Source organism: Streptomyces sp. NPDC050560, assembly GCF_044457285.1.
GTDB lineage: Bacteria > Actinomycetota > Actinomycetes > Streptomycetales > Streptomycetaceae > Streptomyces.
Genome location: NZ_JBITGT010000006.1, coordinates 162923 through 186163 on the forward strand (window position 1 = coordinate 162923; position 23241 = coordinate 186163).

Below are 23241 nucleotides of genomic sequence, written 5' to 3' on the forward strand. Positions count from 1 at the left end.
ACTCCACGCGGGGGCGTCCAGCATGCGGGGCCCGGTGTTTTCGGGTGCCGCCGCGTTGCGGTCATTCTCCTCCCGCCGGCCCGCGCGCCCGCCCGTCACCGGTGTCCCGAATGCTTCGGAGGCAGGGCACTCGGCAGTAGGTTCGCCCGTTGAGTAAGCCGGGGGCGGGTCGGCCGTGCACGGCCTTGCGCGCCCCGTTTCCCTTCGGTACCCGCACCCCTCCAGGAGGCACCCAGCAATGCCGGTCACGCAGTCCAGCGCCGAGCAGCGTGGCGAGGAGATCCTCGCCGTCTTCGACACCGCGTTCGGGGAACTCCTGACCGCCGATCCGGCCGCCTTCCGTGTGAAGTTCCGGAAGATGGCCGCCTCCGCCTTCGCGTTCTACCGCGGCACGGCGTGCCTCTTTTACCACGACCTGGACGCCGAGAAGCGCGGCGGCCCGTACCTGGACGAGCGGACGGCCCGGGTGTGGATTCACGGCGATCTGCACGCGGAGAACTTCGGCACGTACATGGACGCCCAGGGCCGGCTGATCTTCAACGTGAACGACTTCGACGAGGCGTACGTGGGCCCCTTCACCTGGGACCTGAAGCGCTTCGCGGCCTCGGTCGCGCTGATCGGCTACGCGAAGGCGCTCAGTGACGCGCAGATCACGGGTCTGGTGCGGACCTACGCCGCCGCCTACCGCGAGCGCGTCCACTCCCTCGCCGCCGGTGCCAAGCGGGACGAGGTGCCCCCGTTCACGCTGGACACGGCGCAGGGCGCGCTGCTCGACGCGCTGCGTGACGCCCGTTCGCTGACCCGTTTCGGGCTGCTGGACTCGATGACGGAGATCCGGGACTTCGAGCGCCGTTTCGCGCCCGGGGGCGGCTCGGTCGAGCTGGACGCGGCGACCCGCTACAAGGTCCTCGCCGCCTTCGACGGCTATCTGGAGACGCTGCCCGAGTCCTCGCTGGCCCGTCCCGACTCCTACCGGGTCAAGGACGTGGTGGGGCGGCGCGGGATCGGCATCGGCTCCGCGGGGCTGCCCTCGTACAACATCCTGCTTGAGGGCAACAGCGACGCGCTGGAGAACGACGTCGTGATCTATATGAAGCAGGCGCAGACACCGGCGGTCTCGCGGCACATCACGGATTCCGCGATCCGCGACTACTGGCAGCACGAGGGCCATCGCACGGTGGTCTCGCAGCGGGCGTTGCAGGCGCACGCGGACCCGTGGCTCGGCTGGACGGAGCTGGGCGGCAGCGGGCAGCTCGTCGCGGAGATCTCGCCGTACGCGGTCGACCTTGACTGGTCGGACATCGACGACCTGGAGGAGATCTCGGCCGTGGTGGCGGACCTGGGCAGGGCCACCGCCACCATGCACGCGGCGGCGGACGAGGAGAGCGGCCACTTCGAGCTGGTGCCGTTCTCCACGGAGCGCGCGATCGACGCGGCGATCGCGGCCGACGAGGAGGGCTTCGGCGACGTGCTGGTGGACTTCGCGCACGACTACGGCTCCCGGGCCCGCGCCGACCACCAGGTCTTCGTGGACCTCTTCCGCAACGGGCGCATCCCCGGCCTGTGACACCCGGCCTTCGGGCGGGCGGGCACGCTGCCGCCCGCCCGGGGTGCGGACGGCTCGATCGCATAACTCATAGGATCGCTTTAGCGGCGTCCTACGCGCCGCCGTGCCACACTCGGCGGCGAGACCTCTGTCCCGGCGGCGCGACCGCCGGGGCCCCGGCCCCCACACGGAGAGACTTCGGCCCTTGACCACGGCGGACATAGCCAGGACGACGCCCAGGACGGTGCGCGCCGCGCTGTTCACGGCGCTCGTCGTGACGCTGTCCGCGGCGTCGCACGTGCTGCTGTCCCGGGCCCCGCTGCCGCCGTTCACGGTGGCCGCCGCCGCGCTCGCCGTGTTCGCCGCCGCCTACGCGCTCGCGGGCCGCGAGCGGGGCTTCGGGCCGATCGCGGGCCTGCTGATCCCGCTCGAACTGGCCGCGGACACCCTGTTCACCACCGGCCAGCACGCCTGTTACGGACCCGCGGGCGGCCCGGTGACGGGACCGCTGCGCTCCGTGGGCTTCGACGTCTTCTGCGGGGGCCGCCCGGTCGGCACCCCGCTCGCCGGGATGGCCGTAGGCGACGACGGCAGGACGGCGGCGCTGCTCGCCCACACCGACGCCACCGCCGCCTGGCTGCTGCTGGCGGCGCATCTTGCGGTGGGGCTGCTGGCCGCGGCATGGCTGCGGCGCGGCGAGCGCGCGCTGGTCCAACTGCTGTGCGCGGTGGCCGCCGCCACCTTCCGGCCGCTGCTGCTCGCGGTCGCCGCGGTCGCCGCCGCCGCGCCCGAAGGCCAGGCCCTGCCGGTACGCACCGCACACCGGCCCCTCGGCGGCAGAAGCCGCCTGTGGGTGCACTCCGTGGGACGGCGGGGTCCCCCGCGCGCCGCGGCCGCCGCGGCCGCCCTCGGCTGAGCGACCGCGCGCCGCGCACACCGACCCCACCCCACGTATCCCGCGCAGTGCGACTGCGCGCCTTCACACGGAGAACACACCCATGAGCCAGCGCAACAGCAAGGGCGCCAAGAACGCGGCCCGCGAGCGGCTGCGGGAGGAGCGCGCCCGCCAGGCCAAGCGCGCCAAGGCGAAGCGGCAGGTCATCGTCGGCGCCTCCATCGTCGCCGTCCTCGCGATCGCGGGCGGCGTCAGCTACGCCGTCGTGCAGAACAACAAGCCGTCGTACTGGGACGCCGCCAAGGACGACAAGCTGGTCAAGCCGGCGAACACCTCGGGCGCCGAGGGCACCACGGTGACCATCGGCAAGGACAGCGCCAAGAAGACCCTGAAGATGTACGAGGACCCGCGCTGCCCGATCTGCGCGTCCTTCGAGCAGACCGTGGGCCCCACGGTCACCAAGGACCTCGACGCGGGCAAGTACAAGATCCAGTACATCGGCGCCACGTTCATCGACAACAACGACCAGGGCGAGGGCTCCAAGAACGCGCTCAGCGCGCTCGGCGCGGCGCTCAACGTGAGCCCCGAGGCGTTCACCCAGTACAAGACGGCGCTGTACTCGAAGCAGTACCACCCGGACGAGCAGCAGGACAAGTTCAAGGACGACTCGTACCTGATCAAGGTGGCGAACACCGTCGACGCGCTGAAGAACAACAAGGCGTTCCAGAAGGACGTCGAGGACGGCACGTACGACAAGTGGGCGCTCACCATGTCCAAGGTCTTCGACGACAACAAGGACGACGTCTCGGGCACCCCGAGCCTGGTGATGGACGGCAAGAAGGTCGTCGGCTCCGACGGGAAGAACGCGCCCATGACGGTCGACGAGTACAACACGGCCATGGACAAGGCCCTCAAGGGCTGACCCGGCACCCCGCGCACCGGGGCGGACCGGGGGCCTGCGGGCCCGCGGTCCGCCCCGGCCGTCGTGGCTAGAGGCTGTCGAGGAAGCCGGTCGCGGTGCGCCAGGTCGCCTCCGCGGCGGCCTCGTCGTAGTCGGGCAGTGCCGGGTCGGTGTACAGGTGCCCGGCGCCGCGGTAGCGGAAGATCTCCACGTCGGCGCCGGTCCTGCGCATGTTCAGGTACCAGGCGCTCAGCCAGTCGTCGGGCTCGAACGGGTCGGGCTCCGCCACGTGGAGCTGGACGGGCAGGCCGTCGGCGGTGGCGCCCTCCGCGATGTCGGAGGTGCCGTGCAGGAGCAGCAGCCCCCGGGCGCGTTCGTCGCCGAGCGCCAGGTTCTGGGCGAGCGCGCCGCCCAGCGAGAACCCGGCGTAGACGAGGCCGCGCTCCGAGAGCGGGGCCGCCTCGCGCACCGCGCGGCGCAGCAGTTCCTCGGTGCCCGTCGCGTCCCGGTACTCGCGCCCCTCCTCGACGTCCTCGAAGGTGCGGCCCTCGAACAGATCGGGCGCGGTGACCTCGTGCCCGGCCGAGCGCAGCCGCTCCGCCGCGGCCTCGACGGCGGGCCTTCTGCCGTAGGTGGAGTGCAGGAGCAGGATATTCATCACGCCATCGTGTCAGCAGCGGTGTCCCGGTTAGGCGCAGGGCATGGAGAACGTATTGCGTCCGCTGCTCGTCGTCGGCGGCAGCGTGCTGATCGCCCTGCTCGTGGGCTGGGCCGCCGACCTGCTGTTGCGCCGTGCCGCCGAGCGGCACCGCGAGACCCCGCTGTGGGAGCAACTGCGCCGCTGCCGCACCCCGCTGCTGCTGGTGATGCTGGGCGCGTCGCTGCGCGGGTCGTTCCGGCAGATCCACTGGCACGCCCTCGACGGGCACGAGGACGACATCGGACGGCTGCTGACGCTGGTCCTGATCGGCGCGGGCGCCTGGCTCGTGGTGCGGATCGCGGCCGCGGCGGTGGAGACGTCGTACGCGAAGTACGCGGCGGCCTCCCACGATCCGGCGAGGCTGCGCCGGGTGCGCACCCAGGTGTCGCTGACGATGCGGATCGTCACCGCGGTGGTGGGGGTGATCGCGGCGGCGGCGATGCTGCTGACGCTGCCGGGGATGCGCAGCGTGGGGACGTCGATGCTGGCGTCGGCGGGTCTCATCGGCATCGTCGCGGGCATCGCGGCCCAGTCGACGCTGGGCAATCTGTTCGCCGGGTTCCAGATCGCGTTCGGCGACATGGTGCGGATCGGGGACACCGTGGTGGTGGACGGCGAGTGGGGCGTGATCGACGAGGTGACGCTGACGTTCCTGACGGTGCGGACGTGGGACGAGCGCCGTATCACCATGCCGGTGTCGTACTTCACCAGCCGCCCCTTCGAGAACTGGTCGCGCGGCGGCGCCCAGATGACCGGGACCGTCTTCTTCCAGCTCGACCACAGCGCCCCGGTCGACGCGATGCGGACCAAGCTGCGCGAGCTGCTGCGGGAGTGCCCGGCCTGGGACGGCCGCGACTGGAGCCTGGCGGTCACCGACACCACGCCCACCACCATCGAGGTGCGGGCGGTGGCCACCGCGAAGGACGCGAACGACATCTGGTCGCTGCGGGTCACGGTGCGCGAGCAGTTGATCCGCTGGCTCGCGGAGCACCACCCGTACGCCCTGCCCCGGGTGGCGACCGCCCCCGCCCCCACGGCGGCGCCCGAGAAGCGCCCCCGCGACCTGCTGACGAAGGACGGGCGGATACCCCGCGCGGGCCTGGGCTGAGGAGGCCACCGCCGCCCGCCCCGGCCGACAGCCCGCGGCTGCACCCCTTGCGGCTCAGCGGCTCACCGCAGGCTCCGTACGTCGAGGTGGCGCAGCACGTTGTCCACGATCTCCGGGTCGGCGCCCGGCTCGCTGCGCGCCGCCAGCACCGCGTGCCGCGCGGCCGACAGCATCTCGTTCTGGATGTGGCGGGCCCTGCGCACCCTGCGCACCCGGGACTTCTGCGCGGCGAGCCGCTCCTCGTCCACCAGGTCGGGGCTGATCCTGAGGCCGATCTCGTAGGCCCTGCGCAGCAGTTGCTCGGACAGGTCCTCCGGGATGTCCTCGATGTCGGTGCTGTCCTCGATCTCCTTCAGCCGGTGCCGCGCCGCCTTCGCCGCCCGCAGCGCGAGCGTCCTGCGGTAGGCGCGCCCCTGCTCCTCGTCGGCGCGGACCCCGAGCCTGCGCACCAGCCAGGGCAGGGTGAGGCCCTGCACCACGAGGGTGCCCATGATGACGCCGAACGCGATGAAGACGATCTCGTCGCGGTCGGGGAAGGGCGCGCCGTCGTCCATGGTCAGCGGGACGGCGAGGGCGAGCGCGACGGAGGCCACGCCGCGCATCCCCGACCACCACATGACGACGGTCTCGCGCAGGCTGGTGGGGATGTCCTCGTCGACGTCCCTGCGGGCGTGCAGACGCTTGGTGAGCCAGGACGCGGGCAGCAGCCACACCAGTCGTACGACGACGACCACCCCGACGGTGCCCCCGGCCCAGCCCAGCAGCTCGATCCAGCGGCCCTCGGCGGTCCTGACGGCGTTGTGGAGTTCGAGCCCGATGAGCCCGAAGGCGACCCCGGTGACCAGGGTGTCGACGACCTCCCAGAAGGTGTTGCCCGCGAGCCGGGCGAGGACGTCGTCGGCGTCGAGGGCGTACTCGGCGAGGAACAGCGCGGTGGTGAGCACCGCGAGGACGCCCGAGCCGTGCAGCTCCTCGGCCATGACGTACGAGGCGAACGGCACGAGCAGCGAGAGGCCCACCTGGAGCGTGGGGTCGCCGAGCAGCGCCATGAGCCGGTTCGCGGCCCAGCCGAGGGCGAGCCCGATGCCCACCGCGACGACCGCGGACAGCACCAGGTCGAGCGCGGCGCGCGGCAGCGAGAAGGTGCCGCTGACGGCGGCGGCGATGGCGACGTGGTAGAGCACGATCGCGGTGACGTCGTTGAACAGGCCCTCGCCCTCCAGGATGGAGACGAGGCGCCGGGGCAGCCCGAGCTTGCCCGCCACCGCGGTCGCGGCCACCGGGTCGGGCGGCGCGACCAGCGCGCCGAGCGCGATCGCCGCGGCCAGCGGCAGGCCGGGGACCATGGCGTGGGCGGTGACGCCGACGGCGGCGGTGGTGACGAACACCAGGGCGACCGCGAGCAGGAAGATGGGCCGTTTGTTGGCCGCGAACTGCCGCCACGAGGTGCGTTGTACGGACGCGTAGAGCAGCGGCGGCAGCACCACGGGCAGGATCAGCTCAGGGGGGATGTCGACGTTCGGCACGAACGGCAGCAGCGCGAGAACGATCCCGATGAGGGTCATCAGCACCGGCGAGGGCAGCCCGAGGCGGTCGCCGAGCGGTACACAGACCAGGGCCCCGAAGAGCAGGGCGAACAACAGGGCCAACTGGTCCACGGGCGGGCTCCGATGGTGTCAGGGGCGGGCGTCGGGGCGGGACCGCAGCCGTCGGTCCTGATCACCAAGCCTGCCATGGGCCGCCGCGCTCCCGTCGACGCGGTCGGTCCCCACCGCCACGGCCGGGCCTGCGGCGGCCGGGGCGGGCGTCGGGAAGCCCAGCCGGGGGCCACTCAGAGGGTGCGGCGCATGGCGCGGTGCGGCATCCCCGCGTCCTCGAACTCCGGTCCGTACGCCGTGTATCCGAGGCGCTCGTAGAAGGGCAGCGCATGGGTCTGGGCGTGCAGGTCGACCGCCGTCAGGCCGAGGCCGCGCGCCGCTTCCTCGATGCCGCGCACCAGGGCGGCCCCGACGCCGCGGCGGCGGGCGGCCCCGGCGACGGCGAGGCGGCCGAGCGCGCCGGTGCCTGGGGCGCCGCCGGTCGCGGCGAGCGCGGCGGAGCCGTGCAGCAGCCGCCCGGTGCCGAGCGGGGTGCCGTCGGCGGCGACGGCGAGCACATGGACGGCGCCGTGGTCGTGCGCGTCGTACTCGATGTCCTCGGGGACGCCCTGCTCGGCGACGAAGACGTCCTTGCGGACGGCGAAGCACGCCTCGCGGTCCGCGGGGTCCTCGGCGATCCGCACGGCGTATGCGGGGCTCCCGAGGTTTCCGGGGTTCCCGCTCACGCGCTCTCCTCCTGCACCTTGGCGAGGGCGCCCGTGAGGTCGTCCGGGTAGCCGCTCTCGAACTCGGCCCAGCGCCCGTCCCCCGGGTGCGCGAAGCCGAGGCGCACGGCGTGCAGCCACTGTCTGGTGAGGCCGAGGCGGGCGGCGAGCGTGGGGTCGGCGCCATAGGTGAGGTCGCCCACGCAGGGGTGCCGGTGCGCCGCCATGTGGACCCTGATCTGGTGGGTGCGGCCGGTCTCCAGCTTCACGTCGAGCAGGGAGGCGGCACGGAACGCCTCGATCAGGTCGTAGTGGGTGACGGACGGCTTGCCCTCCGCGGTGACCGCCCACTTGTAGTCGTGCGTGGGGTGGCGGCCGATGGGCGCGTCGATGGTGCCGCTCATCGGGTCCGGGTGGCCCTGCACGAGGGTGTGGTAGCGCTTGTCGACGGTGCGCTCGCGGAACTGCTGCTTCAGTGAGGTGTACGCGCGCTCCGACTTGGCGACCACCATGAGCCCGGAGGTGCCGACGTCGAGGCGGTGCACGATGCCCTGCCGCTCGGCGGCGCCCGAGGTGGAGACGCGGTAGCCGGCCGCGGCGAGCCCCCCGATGACGGTGGGTCCTCGCCAGCCGGGGCTGGGGTGCGCGGCCACCCCGACGGGCTTGACGACGACCACGACGTCCTCGTCGTCGTGGACGATCTCCATGCCCTCGACGGGTTCCGCCACGACCCGCACCGGGTCTTTGGCGGGGGGCAGTTCGACTTCGAGCCAGGCGCCGCCGCGCACCCTCTCCGACTTGCCGACCGCGGCGCCGTCCACGAGGACCTTGCCCGCGGCGGCCAGCTCTGCGGCCTTGGTGCGGGAGAACCCGAACATCCGCGAGATGGCGGCGTCCACGCGCTCGCCCTCAAGTCCGTCGGGCACGGGCAGGGTCCGGGTCTGGGGAAGGGTACTCACCCGGCCGAGTATGCCCGACCCCGGTGCCCCCGCGGACACGGCGGTACGCGGGCGGCCGGGGGCGGGCGCAGTGGCCGGGCGCAGTGGGCGGGCTCAGTCGCGGTGGACGGTGCCGTCCGGGTCGAGGCCGCGGAAGGAGAGCAGCACGATCAGCACGCCGCCGCACACGATCGCGGAGTCGGCGAGGTTGAAGACGGCGAAGTGCCGCGGCGAGATGAAGTCGACGACCGCGCCCTTGAAGACGCCGGGCGAGCGGAAGAGGCGGTCGGTGAGGTTGCCGAGCGCGCCGCCGAGCAGCAGCCCGAGCGCCACCGCCCAGGGGCCGCTGTAGAGCTTGCGGGAGAGCCGGGCGATCACGAAGATCACGGCGGCCGCGATCACCGTGAAGATCACGGTGTACGCCTCGCCCATGCCGAAGGCGGCCCCCGGGTTGCGGATCACTTCGAGCCGCAGCCAGTCCCCGATGAGGTGGATGGCCTGGTGGTGCTCCAGCCTGGCCACCACCAGCGCCTTGCTGACCAGGTCGAGCGCGTAGGCGAAGGCGGCGACCGCGAACAGCACGAGGACCTTGCGCCCCGCGCCCCGGGAGGCGTCCCGCTCCGGGGCCGCAGCGGCCCCGGAAGCCACGGAGACCCCGGGGACCGCGGTGGCGCCTTCGGCGGCGGGGGCGGGCGTCGCGGCGCCGTCGCCCGCGGCGTCCGGCTCGGCCCGCTCCCCGCCCGCCGTGCGCGGGTCGTCGGGTGCGCCGGTGATGCGTTCCGCCTCTGCCACGTGAGTCCTTCGGGTCCGTCAGCTCTCTCGGGTCGAGACTACGGCACGGGGGCGGCCCACGCCGCGCCCGTGCCACCGCCCGCGGCTACCTGCGCTCCTGCTTCTGCTTGCACTCCACACACAGGGTGGCCCGGGGGAACGCCTGCATCCTGGCCTTGCCGATGGGGTTGCCGCAGTTCTCGCAGCGGCCGTACGTGCCCGCGTCGAGGCGTTCGAGGGCGCGCTCGGTCTGGTCCAGCATCTCGCGGGCGTTCGCGGCGAGGGCCAGCTCGTGCTCGCGGGTGATGTTCTTGGTGCCGGTGTCCGCGTCGTCGTCGCCCGCACCGTCGCCCGAGTCCCGCATCAGACCGGCGAGCGACGCCTCGGAGGACTCGATCTCGGAGCGCAGCCGCAGCGCCTCGGCGGCGAGCCCGGCCCGCGCCTCGTCGACCTCGTCCTTGGTCCAGGGGTCCTCGCCCGGCCTGACCGGGAGGTCGCCCGGCTCCACCGTGCCGCGCGCCTTGGGCACCGCGGAGGGCCGCTGTGCCGCCGTGGCCGTGCCCGGAGTCTTCTTCGCAACCACCGTCGTGGCTCCCGTCGTCTGCGCGGCCCGTGCCGCGTCCTCGGCCGCCACCTCGGCGGCCGCGTCATCCGTGCCCGCGCCGCGGCTGTCCGCGGCCTTCCTGGCGGCCGTGGCGCCCGCGGCCCGCTTCCTGCCCTTCGCGGTCCTGCGGGCCGCCCCGGTGCCCGCGCCCGCGGGCCCGCCGGACCGCGCCGCCTGGGCGGTGCCCGCGGCCTCGGCGGCACGTGCCGTACGCGCCGACCTGGCGGCCTTGGAGGACGACGCCCCCTTCGCCGCCGCCCCCGCGGCACCGGCGGCGTCCGGGGCCTCCCGGGCCCGGGGCTCCGACGACTCGGGCTGCCGCGCCGCCCCGGCCGCGCCCCGCGCCCCCCTCTCCCGGGGAGCGGAATCCTCCGAGGCCGGTTTCCCGGAAGCCGCCTTCTTCCCAGCCGCGGCCTTCTTCTCCGGGGCTTTCTCGGCCGCTACCTTCTTGGCCGCAGGCTTCTCCGCCGTGGCTTTCTCGGCCGCAGCCTTCTTCGCCCCGGTCTTCCCGGCAGCCGGCCTCCTGGCCGTGGACTTCTTGGCCGCCGTCTTCCCGGCCGCGGCCTTCGCCCGGCTCTTCCCGGCCGCGCTCTTGTCGGCAGCGCCGGGCGGGCCGCCCTTCGCCGACTGCTCTGCGGCGGACTTCTTCGCCACCATGGTCGCGGCCCCTTCACATATTGTGATCTTGCTCGCGAATCGTGCTGGGACGATAAATCGACTCATCGCCCGCGGCAACGGGGCACGCCGCCCGCCGGGCCCACCCCACGGGTGCCGCGCGACAGGCATGAGAGCGTTGTGCCCAGCTCCACGCACGGTGAACCCGCCGGGGCCGTGCCTCGCCCCCCGGGGCACGCCGCTCGGCCCATTCGGGTCAGCGCGCACCCCGTGCGATATCCGGTCGGCACCTCCCTCCCGGGCCCGTACACTGGGCGGAGCGAGAAGGCGTGGATGGGGACGAGTAGCGGCGCAGGCAGCCAGGAGCGACCCGGGGGCGGTGCGAGCCCGGGGGCGAGCGCGACGTGAAGATCACCCCGGAGCCGCCGGAAGAAAGCCCCGGAGCCCCCGGAGGCGACTAGACCCGGCATCGCGACCGAAGAGAGGGTCCGGCGGCGCGCCCGGCGGACCAAGGAGGGTGGTACCGCGGGAGCGCCGGCACGCGCGTCTCTCGTCCCTCCGGCGGAAGGCAGCAGTCCGTTGGAGGAGCACGATGACGCCGCCCCAGTACCAGCAGGTGCCCGCCCAGGTCGACCTGCCCGCGCTCGAACACGCGGTCCTCGACCTCTGGCGCGAGCAGAAGATCTTCGCCAAGACCCTGGAGCGCTCCGCGGGCCGCCCCGAGTGGGTGTTCTACGAGGGCCCGCCCACCGCCAACGGCATGCCGGGCGCGCACCACATCGAGGCCCGCGTCTTCAAGGACATCTTCCCGCGCTTTCGCACCATGCGCGGCTACCACGTCCCCCGCAAGGCGGGCTGGGACTGCCACGGCCTGCCGGTCGAGCTGGCCGTCGAGAAGGAGCTGGGCTTCACCGGCAAGCAGGACATCGAGGCGTACGGCATCGCCGAGTTCAACGCGAAGTGCCGCGAGTCCGTCACCCGGCACACCGACGCCTTCTCCGAGCTGACCCACCGCATGGGCTACTGGGTCGACCTCGACGAGGCGTACCGCACGATGGACCCCGAGTACATCGAGTCCGTCTGGTGGTCGCTGAAGCAGATCTTCGACAAGGGCCTGCTCGTCCAGGACCACCGGGTGGCCCCCTGGTGCCCCAGGGACGAGACAGGGCTCTCCGACCATGAGCTGGCGCAGGGCTACGAGACCGTCGTCGACCCGTCCGTCTACGTGCGCCTGCCGCTGACCTCCGGCCCGCTGGCCGGGGATGCGTCGCTGCTGGTGTGGACGACCACGCCCTGGACGCTGGTGTCGAACACCGCCGTCGCCGCCCACCCCGACGTGCGCTACGTGGTGGCCACGGACGGCGCCGAGCGTCTTGTGGTCGCCGAGCCGCTGCTGGAGAAGGCGCTCGGCGAGGGCTGGAGCACCACGGGGCAGTCCTTCACCGGCAGGGAGATGGAGCGCTGGACGTACCGGCGCCCCTTCACCCTCGTCGACTTTCCCGAGGGCACCCCGGCGCACTACGTCGTCAACGCCGACTACGTCACCACCGAGGACGGCACCGGGCTCGTCCACCAGTCCCCCGCCTTCGGCGAGGAGGACCTGAAGGTCTGCCGCGCCTACGGGCTGCCCGTGGTCAACCCGGTGCGCCCGGACGGCACCTTCGCCCCCGAACTGCCGCTGGTCGGCGGCGTCTTCTTCAAGAAGGCCGACGAGACCCTGACGGAGGACCTGCGCGCCCGCGGCCTCCTGCTGCGGCACGTGCCCTACGAGCACAGCTACCCGCACTGCTGGCGCTGCCACACCGCGCTGCTCTACTACGCACAACCGTCCTGGTACATCCGCACCACGGCGATCAAGGACCGGCTGCTCGCGGAGAACGAGAAGACCAACTGGTACCCCGACTCGATCAAACACGGCCGCTACGGCGACTGGCTACAGAACAACGTCGACTGGGCGCTCTCCCGCAAGCGCTACTGGGGCACCCCGCTGCCGATCTGGCGCTGCTCGTCCGACGAGGCCCATCTGACCTGCGTCGGCTCGCGCGCCGAGCTGACCGCGCTCACCGGCACCGACCAGTCGGCCCTCGACCCGCACCGCCCCTTCATCGACGACGTCACCTTCGACTGCCCCGAGTGCGGCGCCACCGCGACCCGGGTGCCCGAGGTCATCGACGCCTGGTACGACTCGGGGTCGATGCCGTTCGCGCAGTGGGGCTACCCGTACAAGAACAAGGACCTGTTCGAGCGGCGCTACCCGGCGCAGTTCATCAGCGAGGCCATCGACCAGACCCGCGGCTGGTTCTACACGCTCATGGCCGTCGGCACCCTGGTCTTCGACAGGTCGAGCTACGAGAACGTGGTCTGCCTCGGGCACATCCTCGCCGAGGACGGCAGGAAGATGTCCAAGCACCTGGGGAACATCCTCCAGCCGATCCCGCTGATGGACCAGCACGGCGCCGACGCGGTCCGCTGGTTCATGGCGGCGGGCGGCTCGCCCTGGGCGGCGCGCCGGGTGGGCCACGGCACCATCCAGGAGGTCGTGCGCAAGACCCTGCTGACGTACTGGAACACGGTCGCCTTCCAGGCGCTGTACGCGCGCACCTCCGGCTGGTACCCGTCGGCCGAGGACCCGGCGATCGCCGAGCGCCCGCTGCTCGACCGGTGGCTGCTGTCGGAGCTGGGCACGGTGACCGAGCAGGTCACCCGCGCGCTCGACGGCTACGACACCCAGCAGGCGGGCCGGTTGCTCTCCGCGTTCGTCGACGACCTGTCCAACTGGTACGTACGGCGCTCGCGCCGCCGCTTCTGGCTCGGCGACAGGGCCGCGCTGCGCACCCTGCACGACGTCCTGGAGACCGTGACCCGGCTGATGGCCCCGATGACCCCGTTCATCACCGAACGGGTCTGGCAGGACCTGGTGGTGCCGGTGACACCGGGCGCGCCCGAGTCGGTGCACCTGGCCGACTGGCCGACGGCCGACCCGTCGCTGGTCGACCCGGGCCTGTCCCGGCAGATGGCGCTGGTACGGCGGCTGGTGGAGCTGGGCCGCGCCACCCGCGCGGAGTCCGGGGTGAAGACGCGGCAGCCGCTGTCGCGTGCGCTGATCGGGGCCGTGGGCTTCGAGACGCTCTCGCCCGAGCTGCGCGCGCAGATCACCGAGGAGCTGAACGTCCAGGCGCTCGCCTCCCTCTCGGAGGTCGGCGGGTCCCTGGTGGACACCACCGCGAAGGCCAACTTCCGGGCGCTCGGCAGGCGGTTCGGCAAGGGCGTGCAGGCGGTGGCGAAGGCGATCGCGGAGGCGGACGCGGCGGAGCTGTCCCGTGCGCTGCGCGCGGGGTCGGCGACGGTACGGGTCGGGGACGAGAGCGTGGACCTCGCACCCGACGAGGTGATCATCACCGAGACGCCGCGCGAGGGCTGGTCGGTGGCCTCCGACTCGGGCGCCACGGTGGCCCTCGACCTCCACCTTACCGAGGAGCTGCGGCAGGCGGGCCTCGCCCGTGACGCGGTACGGCTGATCCAGGAGGCCCGCAAGAACAGCGGGCTCGACGTGTCGGACCGGATCGCGCTGCGGTGGTCGTCCGACGACCCGGCGGTCGCCGCGGCGGTGACCGAGCACGCAGTCCTGATCGCGGAGGAGGTCCTGGCGACGGACTTCGCCCAGGGCGCCCCCGCGGACTTCGGCACCCCGTTCACGGACGAGGCGCTCGGCCTGACGTTCGCACTCCGCAAGGCGTAGCCACCGCACCACGGCACAACCGCCGAAGCGGCAAGGAGGGAGGGGGCCCCGGCCCCCTCCCTCCGTCGTCTCCCGGCCTGCTCCCGGTCGTCCCGGGATCTCCCGTGCGCCCCGGCGGAGCCGGTCGCGCACACGACGAAGGGGCCGGACCGTGAGGCCCGACCCCTTCACCAGAATTCACCAGAACCGGCTACCGCCGAGAACGGTCAGTTGTCGTCCTCGTCAATCAGGAAGCCCCGCATCGGCGACGGCGCCTGCTGCATCGGCTGGGGCGCCTGCGGCCGCACCGGCGCCATCGGCTGGGTCATCGCGGGCGACATCTGCTGCTGGCTGCCGTACGAGGGCCCGTTGCCGTTGCCGTTCGGCGGCTGCGGCGGACCGCCCATCGACTGGCCCCCGCCGTAGGACGGGGCGCCGGCCGGAGCCATGGAAGGCGAGGGCGACGGCGGCAGCGAGGCAGCCGGGGGCGTACGCGGCGGGGCCAGCGAGTCGTCGGCCTGGGTCTCCAACTGGCGTAGCTGGCTCTCCAGGTACGACTTCAGCCGGGTGCGGTACTCCCGCTCGAAGCCGCGCAGGTCCTCGACCTTGCGCTCAAGCGTGGCGCGCGCGGACTCCAGGGAGCCCATGGCGACACGGTGCTTCTCCTGGGCGTCCCGCTCCAGCGCGTCCGCCTTGGCGCGGGCGTCGCGCTCCAGCCCCTCGGCACGGCTGCGCGCCTCACCGACGATCTTGTTGGCCTCGGAGCGGGCCTCCGCGATGGCCTGGTCGGCGGTCTGCTGCGCCAGCGACAGCACCCGGGCCGCGCTGTCGCCGCCGGGGCCCTGTCCGGGTCCTGGCAACTGCGGGCCGCCGTGGCCGCCCATGGGTCCGCCGGGACCGCCCATCGGGCCGCCGCCCTGCATGGGTCCTGGGCCGCCGCCCTGCATCGGGCCGCCGCCCTGCATGGGACCGCCGCCCTGCATCGGGCCCGGCCCGTGCGGGCCCTGGGGGCCTGGGCCCTGGGGTCCCGGGCCGTGTCCCGCAGGGCCGTGGCCGCCGGGTCCCGCGGGCAACTGCGGCTGACCGCCCGGGAGCTGCGGCTGACCGCCGGGAAGCTGGGGCGGACCACCCATCGGGTGCTGCTGCGGAGGAGCCGGCTGCGGCGGACCTGATATGGCGGCGGGCACCGGTCCAGGGCGATCCTGGGGTTCAGGAGGCTTGCGCATGTTCGCCTGCTGCTGGCTCTGCGCGGCGGCCCTCGTGGCGGCGGCCAGCTTGGCGCGCAGGTCCTCGTTCTCGCGGAGCAGACGGGTCAGTTCGGCCTCGACCTCGTCGAGGAAGGCATCGACCTCGTCCTCGTCATAACCTTCGCGGAGGCGGACGGTCGTGAACTGCTTGTTCCGCACATCCTCGGGGGTCAACGGCATCTCTTCACCTCAACGTAGTCGTCGGCATTCGGCAAGGAACGTCATCAACATCGCGCTCACAGCCGGCTCACGACGGAGATCAGGATGTAGACGATGATCATCAGAACGAAGAAGGACAGGTCGAGCGCCACGCCCCCGAGACGCAGCGGCGGGATGAACCGCCGCAGAAGCTTGAGCGGTGGATCGGTGACAGTGTAGGTGGCCTCAAGAACGACCACCATCGCCTTGCCGGGCTGCCATGAGCGGGCGAACTGGAACACGTAGTCCATCACCAGTCGGAAGATCAGCACGATCAGGAAGCACATCAGCGCGATGTAGAGCACATCCAAGAAGACGCCCATCTCCGCGCTTCCCTCTCCCCGGACCACCCCCGCGTGTGCGGGGACCCCTGTCCTGTCGTATGACTGCTGCCAGTACCACGTGTCTCAGCTCTGGTTGAAGAACCCGCCCTCTGCGATGCGGGCCTTGTCCTCCGCCGTGACATCGACGTTAGCAGGAGACAACAGGAATACTTTCTGTGTCACTCGCTCAATGCTGCCATGAAGGCCGAAGACGAGCCCGGCCGCAAAGTCGACAAGTCGCTTCGCGTCCGTGTCGTCCATCTCCGTGAGATTCATGATCACCGGAGTGCCCTCACGGAAGTGTTCCCCGATGGTACGGGCTTCGTTGTAGGTCCGGGGGTGCAGTGTCGTGATCCGGTAGGGCTCCCGTTCCGACACCACCTTGGGCATGATCACCGGTGCGTTCTTCTCCAGGCTCTGACGTTCAGGTGTGATGGACGCCACGGGGGCGATTCGCGCGGGACGTCCACTTTCCGCCGGAAGCGGCGACGGCTCACGCTGCGCCGGGGGCGGGCCAGTTCGCGCCGGTTCGTCCCTCGCGGGGAGTGACGACTGGTGCGGCTGACGCGACTGGTGGGCGGGGGGACTCTGGTGGGACTGGTGGGACGGAATGGACGATTCATGCCGTCGACGGTCCCGCTCTGGCTCGGGGTCCATCTCGGGCTCGAAGTCGTCGTCGGGGTCGAACCCCCGGCCGTCGTACCCATCGTCCTCCACGAGGCCGAGGTAGACCGCCATCTTGCGCATCGCGCCGGCCATGCTCTGAGTCCTCCGCTCTGTGGTGGATCGGCGTGGTGGATCGGCTGACGCCAGCCGGGTGCCCGCGATCCACGGCCCCGCAACTTCTGCGGGAATGACCATATTTTCTGCTGTGGTCCGACTTCCTGGCGACGTTACCCGAGCGCGGGACGGACTCCGAGTACCGCGCTGCCGACGCGCACATGTGTCGCTCCGGCCGCAACAGCCTGTTCGAGGTCCGCACTCATTCCTGCGGACACCATCGTCGCAGCAGGATGGGCCGCGCGCAGCGACGTTGACAATTCCACCAGGCGCTCGAAGGCCGCGCGCTCCCTGCCCGCGTAGGGTCCCGCGAGCGGGGCGACGGTCATCAGGCCCCCCAGCGAAAGCCCCTCGGCGCCCCCGACCTCGGCGGCCAGGTCCGCGACGCCGCCGGGCGCCACTCCCCCGCGCGCGCCGCGCCCGCCCTCCTCGGCGTCGAGCGCCACCTGGATGAGGCAGCGCACTTCGCGCCCGGCTCCCGCGGCGGCCTTGGACAGCGCCCCGGCCAACCGTTCCCGGTCGACGGAGTGCACCACGTCGGCATACTCAATAACCGATCGCACCTTATTGGTCTGCAATTGACCGATAAAGTGCCATGTCAGTGAAAGGTCCGAACAGGCGGCGGCCTTGGGGGCGGCCTCCTGGTCGCGGTTCTCGGCAACATGACGTACCCCCAGTTCCGCCAGAATCCGTACGTCGTCGGCCGGATAGGTCTTGGTGACGACGATGAGCGTCACCTCGTCGTGTGCCCGGCCCGCGGCCGCGCAGGCGGCGGCGATCCGCTCCTGAACGGCGGAGAGCCGCGCGGCGAGTTCGTCCTTGCGTGCGGTCATCGCCCCTCAGTCCAGCCAGACATAGCCCGCGAGGCGCCCCGTGGTGCCCTCGCGGCGGTAGGAGAAGTGGTCGGCGGACTCGCGGGTGCAGACCTCGGAGGCCGAGCGGTCGCGCACCCCGAGACGTTCGAGCTGGGCGTGCACCCCCGCCACCACGTCGAGCGCCGGCGTGCCCCACCTGGTGACGGCGTGCGCCGCGGGCTCCACCGCGGCCACCTCGTCCCGCAGTTCCCCCGGCACCTCGTAGCAGCGCCCGCAGACGGCGGGTCCGGTACGGGCGACGATCCTCGCGGGTCGCGCGCCGAGGCGGACCATCGCGGCCACCGCCTCGGGCACCACGCCCGCCGCCATGCCGGGCCGCCCCGCGTGGGCCGCCGCGGCCACCCCTGCGACGGGGTCGGCGAGGAGCACCGGCACGCAGTCGGCGGTGAGCACGGCGAGCGGGAGGCCGCGGCGCGCGGTGACGACCGCGTCGGCCTCGGGCACGGGCCGCTCGCCCCAGGGGGCGTCGACGACGAGGGCGGTGGTGCCGTGCACCTGGCGCATCCAGACGACGTCCGCGGGGTCGAGCCCGAGCCCGGCGGCGGCGATACGGCGGTTCTCGCGCACGGCCTCGGGGCTGTCGCCCACGGCGCCGCCGAGGTTGAGCCGGTCGTACGGAACGGCGCTCACCCCGCCCCACCGGTCGGTGAAGGCGAAGTGCGCGCCGTTTCGCGTGCTGCGGGGTGCCGCGGGCTCCGCCGCGGCCGCGGGTTCGCGGGCTATCACTTCAGGAAGTCCGGAACGTCCAGTTCCTCGGCCGAGCTGTCCTGGTAGCTACGGGAGGGCGGGACCGGCGGGGCGGTGGTGGGCGGGGCAAGCTCGCCCGCGGGGGCGGGCTCGGCGTCGGGCTCGGGGGCCGTGGCCTCCTCGCGCTGGGTGACGCTGCCGAGGGAGCCGAAGCCCGAACGCGACTCGCGGGACTCGGCCGGGCGGGACGCGGCGGCGCCCTCCTCGCGCTTGGAGGAGGAGCCGAGGACGCTGTCGCGCTTGGACGGGGGCTGGCCGCCGTCGAAGCCGGCGGCGATGACCGTGACCCTGACCTCGTCGCCGAGGGCATCGTCGATGACGGCGCCGAAGATGATGTTGGCCTCCGGGTGGGCGGCCTCGCTGACCAGTTGGGCGGCCTCGTTGATCTCGAAGAGCCCGAGGTCGGAGCCGCCGGAGATGGACAGCAGCACGCCGCGCGCGCCGTCGATGGAGGCTTCGAGCAGGGGCGAGGAGATCGCCATCTCGGCCGCCGCGACGGCGCGGTCGTCGCCGCGCGCCGAGCCGATGCCCATGAGGGCGGAACCGGCCTCGGACATCACGGACTTGACGTCGGCGAAGTCGAGGTTGATCAGCCCGGGGGTGGTGATGAGGTCGGTGATGCCCTGGACGCCCGACAGGAGGACCTGGTCCGCGGACTTGAAGGCGTCGAGAACGCTGACCTGGCGGTCCGAGATGGACAACAGCCGGTCGTTGGGGATCACGATGAGCGTGTCGACCTCGTCGCGCAGCTCCGCGATGCCGTCCTCGGCCTGGTTGGCCCTGCGGCGCCCCTCGAAGGTGAAGGGCCGGGTGACGACGCCGATGGTGAGCGCGCCGAGCGAGCGGGCGATGTTGGCCACGACGGGCGCGCCGCCCGTGCCGGTGCCGCCGCCCTCTCCCGCGGTGACGAAGACCATGTCGGCCCCCTTGAGGACCTCCTCGATCTCCTCGCGGTGATCCTCGGCGGCCTTGCGCCCGACTGCCGGGTTCGCCCCGGCGCCGAGGCCGCGGGTCAGTTCGCGGCCCACGTCGAGTTTGACGTCGGCGTCGCTCATCAACAGGGCTTGCGCGTCGGTGTTGATGGCGATGAACTCGACGCCCTTGAGACCGACCTCGATCATCCGGTTGATGGCATTGACACCACCGCCGCCGACACCGATGACTTTGATGACTGCGAGGTAGTTCTGCGGTGCTGCCACGTCGAAGGCTGCCTCTCGCCTCGATTACGTGCCGCCGCCGCGCCGTGCGGCGCTGCGGGCGGCTGATGCCGAATGGGACGGTTCCGAACGCCGACCCGAACCCTAACCCTGAAGTTTAGGGTTACCAGTGTCTGTTCTTTCCGGTGTTCCTTGACCCTTCCGAACAGGACACTAAGTCGACAAGTGGCGCGCGTTCAACGAACACGCCGAACCTCCCGTTTTTCTTTTCACCCTATGTGATCACCCTGGGGGACCCTCAACCAGGGTGCTGGCCTGCGATGACGCTCGTCAACTCGCAGCGGTGGCAGGGGCGGTGGGGGCGCTGACGTCGAAGTGTGCGGCCTTCGGAGCTGCTTTCATGAGAGCGGCCAGGGCCCTGCCCTTCGCCGCGCCGTCTTCACCACTTCCCCACGCGACGGTGCGTCCCCGGGTCAACTCCACGGTGATGTCGTCGTATGAACGGACTTTCACCGTACGGGTGTCGTGGCGGGCCGCGGCGGGGAGCGCGGCGACCGCGCGGGCCGCGCCGCGCAGCAGCCGGGCCTCGGGGAAGCGCGCCGCGCTCGGGGCGGCCCCCGCGGAGCCGAGGACAAGCCGGGGCAGGCCCTTCGGCGCCGAGCCGACGGTGGCGAATCGCTTCCCCGTAGCGTCGACTTCGATAAATTTTCCGCCCTTTCCGATCACAAGGACGGCGCTGCGTTCGGTCACTTTCAGACCGATTGCATTCGGCCAAGAACGCGAGACCCGGACCGAGTCGATCCGCGGCAACGCCTTGCGCAACCGCGCGGCGACGGCGGCGGTGTCGACCGAGACCAGCGCGGTGCCGTTCGCCACCCCGGCCGCGTCGCGGAGCCGTCCCGTGTCGAGGGCGTGGTTGCCGCTGACGTTGACATGACGCACCTTCAGCCACGGCGAGCCGTACAGCAGCCAACTGGTACCGCCCGCGCCGACCACGGCGAGCGCGAGCGCCAGCGCGATGATCCGGCGGGCGCGGGGGGTGAGGGCGGACAGGCGCAGCCGGGGGGCACGCGGCGGGCGGGGCGCGCCGGGGCGGGGGCGCGGGCGCTCCGCGCGCTCGGCGGTGCTCGGTCCTGCCATGGTCGCCGCTTCCCTGCCTTCCCTGCCCTGGGGGCTCCCGTTGCGGGCCCCTGTCCTCGGCTCGGTCCCCGCGCGCCCGCGCGGCGCCCCTCCCCCGCGTCCGGCGGGCGCGTGCGCCGGGCGCGGGGCGCGCCGCCGGGGCGTGTGTCAGGCAACCCGGCGCGCGGCGATGGCCTCGTGGACCATGCCGGCCAGCAGTTCGTCGGCGTCCCTGCGGCCGAACTCGGAGGCGGCGCGTGACATCTCGTACAGCCGGTGCGGGTTGGCGAGCACCGGCAGCACCTGCCCCTTGACCCACTCCACCGTCAGCTCCGCGTCGTCGACGAGGAGTCCGCCGCCCGCCTTGACCAGCGGTTGCGCGTTGAGCCGCTGTTCGCCGTTGCCGATGGGCAGTGGCACGTAGGCGGCCGGGAGGCCCACCGCGGACAGCTCGGCCACGGTCATCGCGCCCGCGCGGCAGAGCATCATGTCGGCCGCGGCGTACGCGAGGTCCATCCGGTTCACATACGGTACCGGGACATACGGGGGCATGCCGGGCATGTTGTCGATCTGCGGCAGCTCGTTCTTGGGGCCGACCGCGTGCAGGATCTGGATTCCGGCGCGTTGCAGCGCGGGGGCGGCCTGCTGGATCACTTCGTTGAGCCGGCGCGCGCCCTGCGAGCCCCCGGAGACCAGCAGCGTCGGCAGGTTGGGGTCGAGCCCGAAGGCGGCGCGGCCCTCGGGGCGCACGGCCGCCCGGTCAAGGGTGGCGATGGAGCGGCGCAGCGGGATGCCGATGTAGCGGGCGCCGCGCAGCTTGCTGTCCGGGGTGGAGACCGCGACCTGGGCCGCGTACCGGGAGCCGATCTTGTTGGCGAGGCCCGGCCGGGCGTTCGCCTCGTGGATCACGATCGGCACGCCGCGGCGCTTGGCGGCGAGGTAGCCGGGCAGCGCCACATAGCCGCCGAAACCGACGACCGCGTCGGCCTTGGTGCGTTCGAGTACCTGCTCCGCCGCCTTGATCGTGCCGCGCAGCCGCCCCGGCACGGTGATCAGCTCAGGGGTGGGCTTGCGCGGCAGGGGCACGGCGGGGATCAGTGCGAGTTCGTAGCCGCGCTCCGGTACGAGTCGGGTCTCCAGGCCGCGTTCCGTGCCGAGGGCCGTGACGCCCACCGTCGGGTCCTGCCTGCGCAGGGCGTCGGCGAGGGCGAGCGCGGGCTCGATGTGTCCGGCGGTCCCCCCGCCGGCGAGTACGACATGCACCGAAATTCACCGCTCTCCGGACGAACGCGTGGGCACGCGCCGTCGCATCGTGTTCCATCTGCGGGGCCCCGCGGCCCCCCGGACCTTCGCCCGTCTTCTGCCGAAGAACGGCCCTCTGGCCGCGAGCGCCGCCCGCGCAGCGGGCTCGTCGCGTGCGAAGGCGATCAGCAGCCCGATGGCGAACATGGTCGGCAGCAGGGCGGAGCCCCCGTAGGAGAACAGCGGGAGCGGGACCCCGGCGATCGGCAGCAGGCCGAGCACAGCGCCGATGTTGATCACGGCCTGGGCCGTGATCCAGGTGGTCACGCCTCCCGCGGCAAACCTTACGAAGGGCTCCTCCGTGCGTCCGGCCACGCGGATACCCGCATAGCCTAGAGCCGCGAAGAGGGTGAGCACGGACAGCGTCCCCGCGAGCCCCAGTTCCTCCCCTGTGACGGCGAAGATGAAGTCGGTGTGCGCCTCGGGCAGTTGTCCCCATTTCTCCACGCTCGCCCCGAGCCCCGAGCCGAAGAAGCCCCCGGAGGCGAGCGCGTAGATGCCGTGCACGGCCTGCCAGCAGCTCCCGCCGGGGCCAGGCGAGGTGGCGCCGATGCAGGCGAGGCGTGCCATGCGGTTGGCGCTGGTCTCGATGAGGATGAGCCCGAGCAGCCCGGCCGCCCCGAGCACCCCGGCGAAGAGCCTGGTGGGGGCCCCGGCGAGCCAGAGCAGCCCGAAGAGGATGGCCGCGAGGATGATCGCGGTGCCCATGTCGCCGCCGAGCATGATGAGCCCGAGCAGCATGAAGGTGACCGGGACCAGCGGCACCAGCATGTGCTTCCACTGGGCCAGCAGATTCTTGTCCTGTTTGCGGGCGAGCAGGTCGGAGCCCCACAGCACCAGGGCGAGCTTGCCGAACTCGCTGGGCTGGAGCTGGAAGGGGCCGCCGACCGAGATCCAGTTCTGGTTGCCGTTGACCGCCATCCCTATGCCGGGGACCTGCACCAGCACCATCAGGAAGACGGAGCCCGCGAGCAGCGGGTAGGCGAGCGCCCGGTGCAGCTTGACCGGCATCCGGGCGGCGCAGAGCATCAGGACGCCCCCGATGACGGCGGCGAGGAACTGCTTGCGGAAGAAGTAAGAGCCGGGCAGCGCGAGCTGGAGGGCCCGGATCATGGAGGCCGAGTAGACCATCACGAGTCCGAGCACCGTGATCAGCAGACAGCTCCCGACGATGACGTAGTACGCCGTCAGGGGCCGGTCCCACTGGTGGCGCGCGCGGGCGACGAGCCTGCCGAGCGGCGAGACCCGGGGCCCGGGGACGCCCTGCCTGACCTGCGGGCGCGCGGGGGGACGCCGCGCTCCCCTGACGGGGGCGCGTCCGCTACCCGGCGGCATCGAGCGCTCCGGAACGCGCGGGCGCGCGGCGGGCGCGTGAGCGCCGTGTCCGGACGGGCC

The 23241-nt window shown here is 72.5% G+C and carries 20 protein-coding genes; 5 read left to right on the forward strand and 15 right to left on the reverse strand.

The window, feature by feature from the left end; all coding sequences use genetic code 11:
- The first annotated feature begins 238 nt into the window (after positions 1–238).
- The 3 genes from ACIBIW_RS15445 (at position 239) to ACIBIW_RS15455 (ending at position 3363) form a co-directional block, all read left to right on the forward strand.
- Positions 239–1567 (forward strand): DUF2252 domain-containing protein, encoded by a 1329-nt coding sequence (locus tag ACIBIW_RS15445; RefSeq protein WP_399336143.1) that lies wholly within the window; start codon positions 239–241, stop codon positions 1565–1567.
- A gap of 184 nt (positions 1568–1751) precedes the next feature.
- Positions 1752–2462, forward strand: coding sequence for a hypothetical protein (locus tag ACIBIW_RS15450; RefSeq protein ID WP_399336144.1), 711 nt, complete (start codon positions 1752–1754; stop codon positions 2460–2462).
- Between the two features lie 82 nt (positions 2463–2544).
- A complete protein-coding gene (locus tag ACIBIW_RS15455) occupies positions 2545–3363 on the forward strand; it encodes a thioredoxin domain-containing protein (RefSeq protein ID WP_399336146.1) in 819 nt (272 codons plus the stop codon).
- Between the two features lie 67 nt (positions 3364–3430).
- Here ACIBIW_RS15455 and ACIBIW_RS15460 read toward each other — a convergent pair whose 3' ends face one another.
- The gene (locus ACIBIW_RS15460) at positions 3431–4000 is read right to left on the reverse strand and encodes a dienelactone hydrolase family protein (protein ID WP_399336148.1); all 570 of its coding nucleotides are present in this window, start codon (positions 3998–4000) and stop codon (positions 3431–3433) included.
- A 43-nt stretch (positions 4001–4043) separates the two neighbouring features.
- Here ACIBIW_RS15460 and ACIBIW_RS15465 point away from each other — a divergent pair, with 43 nt between their 5' ends.
- Complete coding sequence (locus ACIBIW_RS15465; RefSeq protein ID WP_399336150.1) at positions 4044–5150, forward strand: mechanosensitive ion channel family protein; 1107 nt, start codon at positions 4044–4046, stop codon at positions 5148–5150.
- A 62-nt stretch (positions 5151–5212) separates the two neighbouring features.
- Here the strand turns inward: ACIBIW_RS15465 and ACIBIW_RS15470 are convergent, their stop codons facing one another.
- The 5 genes from ACIBIW_RS15470 to ACIBIW_RS15490 form a co-directional block, all read right to left on the reverse strand.
- A complete protein-coding gene (locus tag ACIBIW_RS15470) occupies positions 5213–6808 on the reverse strand; it encodes a Na+/H+ antiporter (RefSeq protein ID WP_399336152.1) in 1596 nt (531 codons plus the stop codon).
- A 173-nt stretch (positions 6809–6981) separates the two neighbouring features.
- Positions 6982–7473 (reverse strand): GNAT family N-acetyltransferase, encoded by a 492-nt coding sequence (locus ACIBIW_RS15475; RefSeq protein ID WP_399336154.1) that lies wholly within the window; start codon positions 7471–7473, stop codon positions 6982–6984.
- Positions 7470–8411, reverse strand: a complete 942-nt coding sequence (locus ACIBIW_RS15480; protein ID WP_399336156.1) for an RluA family pseudouridine synthase — start codon at positions 8409–8411, stop codon at positions 7470–7472. Before ACIBIW_RS15480 ends, ACIBIW_RS15475 begins: the two co-directional genes overlap by 4 nt.
- Positions 8412–8504: 93 nt before the next feature.
- Positions 8505–9182 carry a signal peptidase II gene (lspA, locus tag ACIBIW_RS15485; RefSeq protein WP_399336158.1) on the reverse strand — a complete coding sequence of 226 codons (678 nt, stop codon included), beginning with the start codon at positions 9180–9182 and terminating at the stop codon, positions 8505–8507.
- An 85-nt stretch (positions 9183–9267) separates the two neighbouring features.
- The gene (locus ACIBIW_RS15490; RefSeq protein ID WP_399336160.1) at positions 9268–10422 is read right to left on the reverse strand and encodes a TraR/DksA family transcriptional regulator; all 1155 of its coding nucleotides are present in this window, start codon (positions 10420–10422) and stop codon (positions 9268–9270) included.
- A 550-nt stretch (positions 10423–10972) separates the two neighbouring features.
- On the opposite strand from ACIBIW_RS15490, the gene ileS reads away from it, so the two are divergent.
- The gene (gene ileS / locus ACIBIW_RS15495; protein ID WP_399336162.1) at positions 10973–14119 is read left to right on the forward strand and encodes an isoleucine--tRNA ligase; all 3147 of its coding nucleotides are present in this window, start codon (positions 10973–10975) and stop codon (positions 14117–14119) included.
- A gap of 206 nt (positions 14120–14325) precedes the next feature.
- Here the strand turns inward: ileS and ACIBIW_RS15500 are convergent, their stop codons facing one another.
- The 9 genes from ACIBIW_RS15500 to ftsW form a co-directional block, all read right to left on the reverse strand.
- Positions 14326–15525: a DivIVA domain-containing protein gene (locus tag ACIBIW_RS15500; RefSeq protein ID WP_399336164.1), complete on the reverse strand. Its 1200-nt coding sequence runs from the start codon at positions 15523–15525 to the stop codon at positions 14326–14328.
- 56 nt (positions 15526–15581) lie between these two features.
- Entirely contained in the window at positions 15582–15866 is a 285-nt protein-coding gene (locus ACIBIW_RS15505) for a YggT family protein (protein WP_399336166.1), read from the reverse strand.
- Positions 15867–15950: 84 nt separating this feature from the next.
- Positions 15951–16625, reverse strand: a complete 675-nt coding sequence (gene sepF / locus ACIBIW_RS15510; RefSeq protein WP_399336168.1) for a cell division protein SepF — start codon at positions 16623–16625, stop codon at positions 15951–15953.
- Between the two features lie 134 nt (positions 16626–16759).
- A complete protein-coding gene (locus ACIBIW_RS15515; protein ID WP_399336170.1) occupies positions 16760–17479 on the reverse strand; it encodes a YggS family pyridoxal phosphate-dependent enzyme in 720 nt (239 codons plus the stop codon).
- A gap of 6 nt (positions 17480–17485) precedes the next feature.
- Entirely contained in the window at positions 17486–18244 is a 759-nt protein-coding gene (gene pgeF, locus ACIBIW_RS15520; protein ID WP_399336714.1) for a peptidoglycan editing factor PgeF, read from the reverse strand.
- The gene (gene ftsZ, locus ACIBIW_RS15525; RefSeq protein ID WP_399336172.1) at positions 18244–19467 is read right to left on the reverse strand and encodes a cell division protein FtsZ; all 1224 of its coding nucleotides are present in this window, start codon (positions 19465–19467) and stop codon (positions 18244–18246) included. Before ftsZ ends, pgeF begins: the two co-directional genes overlap by 1 nt.
- A gap of 288 nt (positions 19468–19755) precedes the next feature.
- The gene (locus ACIBIW_RS15530) at positions 19756–20565 is read right to left on the reverse strand and encodes a cell division protein FtsQ/DivIB (RefSeq protein WP_399336173.1); all 810 of its coding nucleotides are present in this window, start codon (positions 20563–20565) and stop codon (positions 19756–19758) included.
- A 147-nt stretch (positions 20566–20712) separates the two neighbouring features.
- Positions 20713–21807 carry an undecaprenyldiphospho-muramoylpentapeptide beta-N-acetylglucosaminyltransferase gene (gene murG, locus ACIBIW_RS15535; protein ID WP_399336175.1) on the reverse strand — a complete coding sequence of 365 codons (1095 nt, stop codon included), beginning with the start codon at positions 21805–21807 and terminating at the stop codon, positions 20713–20715.
- Between the two features lie 6 nt (positions 21808–21813).
- Complete coding sequence (gene ftsW, locus ACIBIW_RS15540; protein WP_399336177.1) at positions 21814–23181, reverse strand: putative lipid II flippase FtsW; 1368 nt, start codon at positions 23179–23181, stop codon at positions 21814–21816.
- Between the last annotated feature and the right edge of the window lie 60 nt (positions 23182–23241).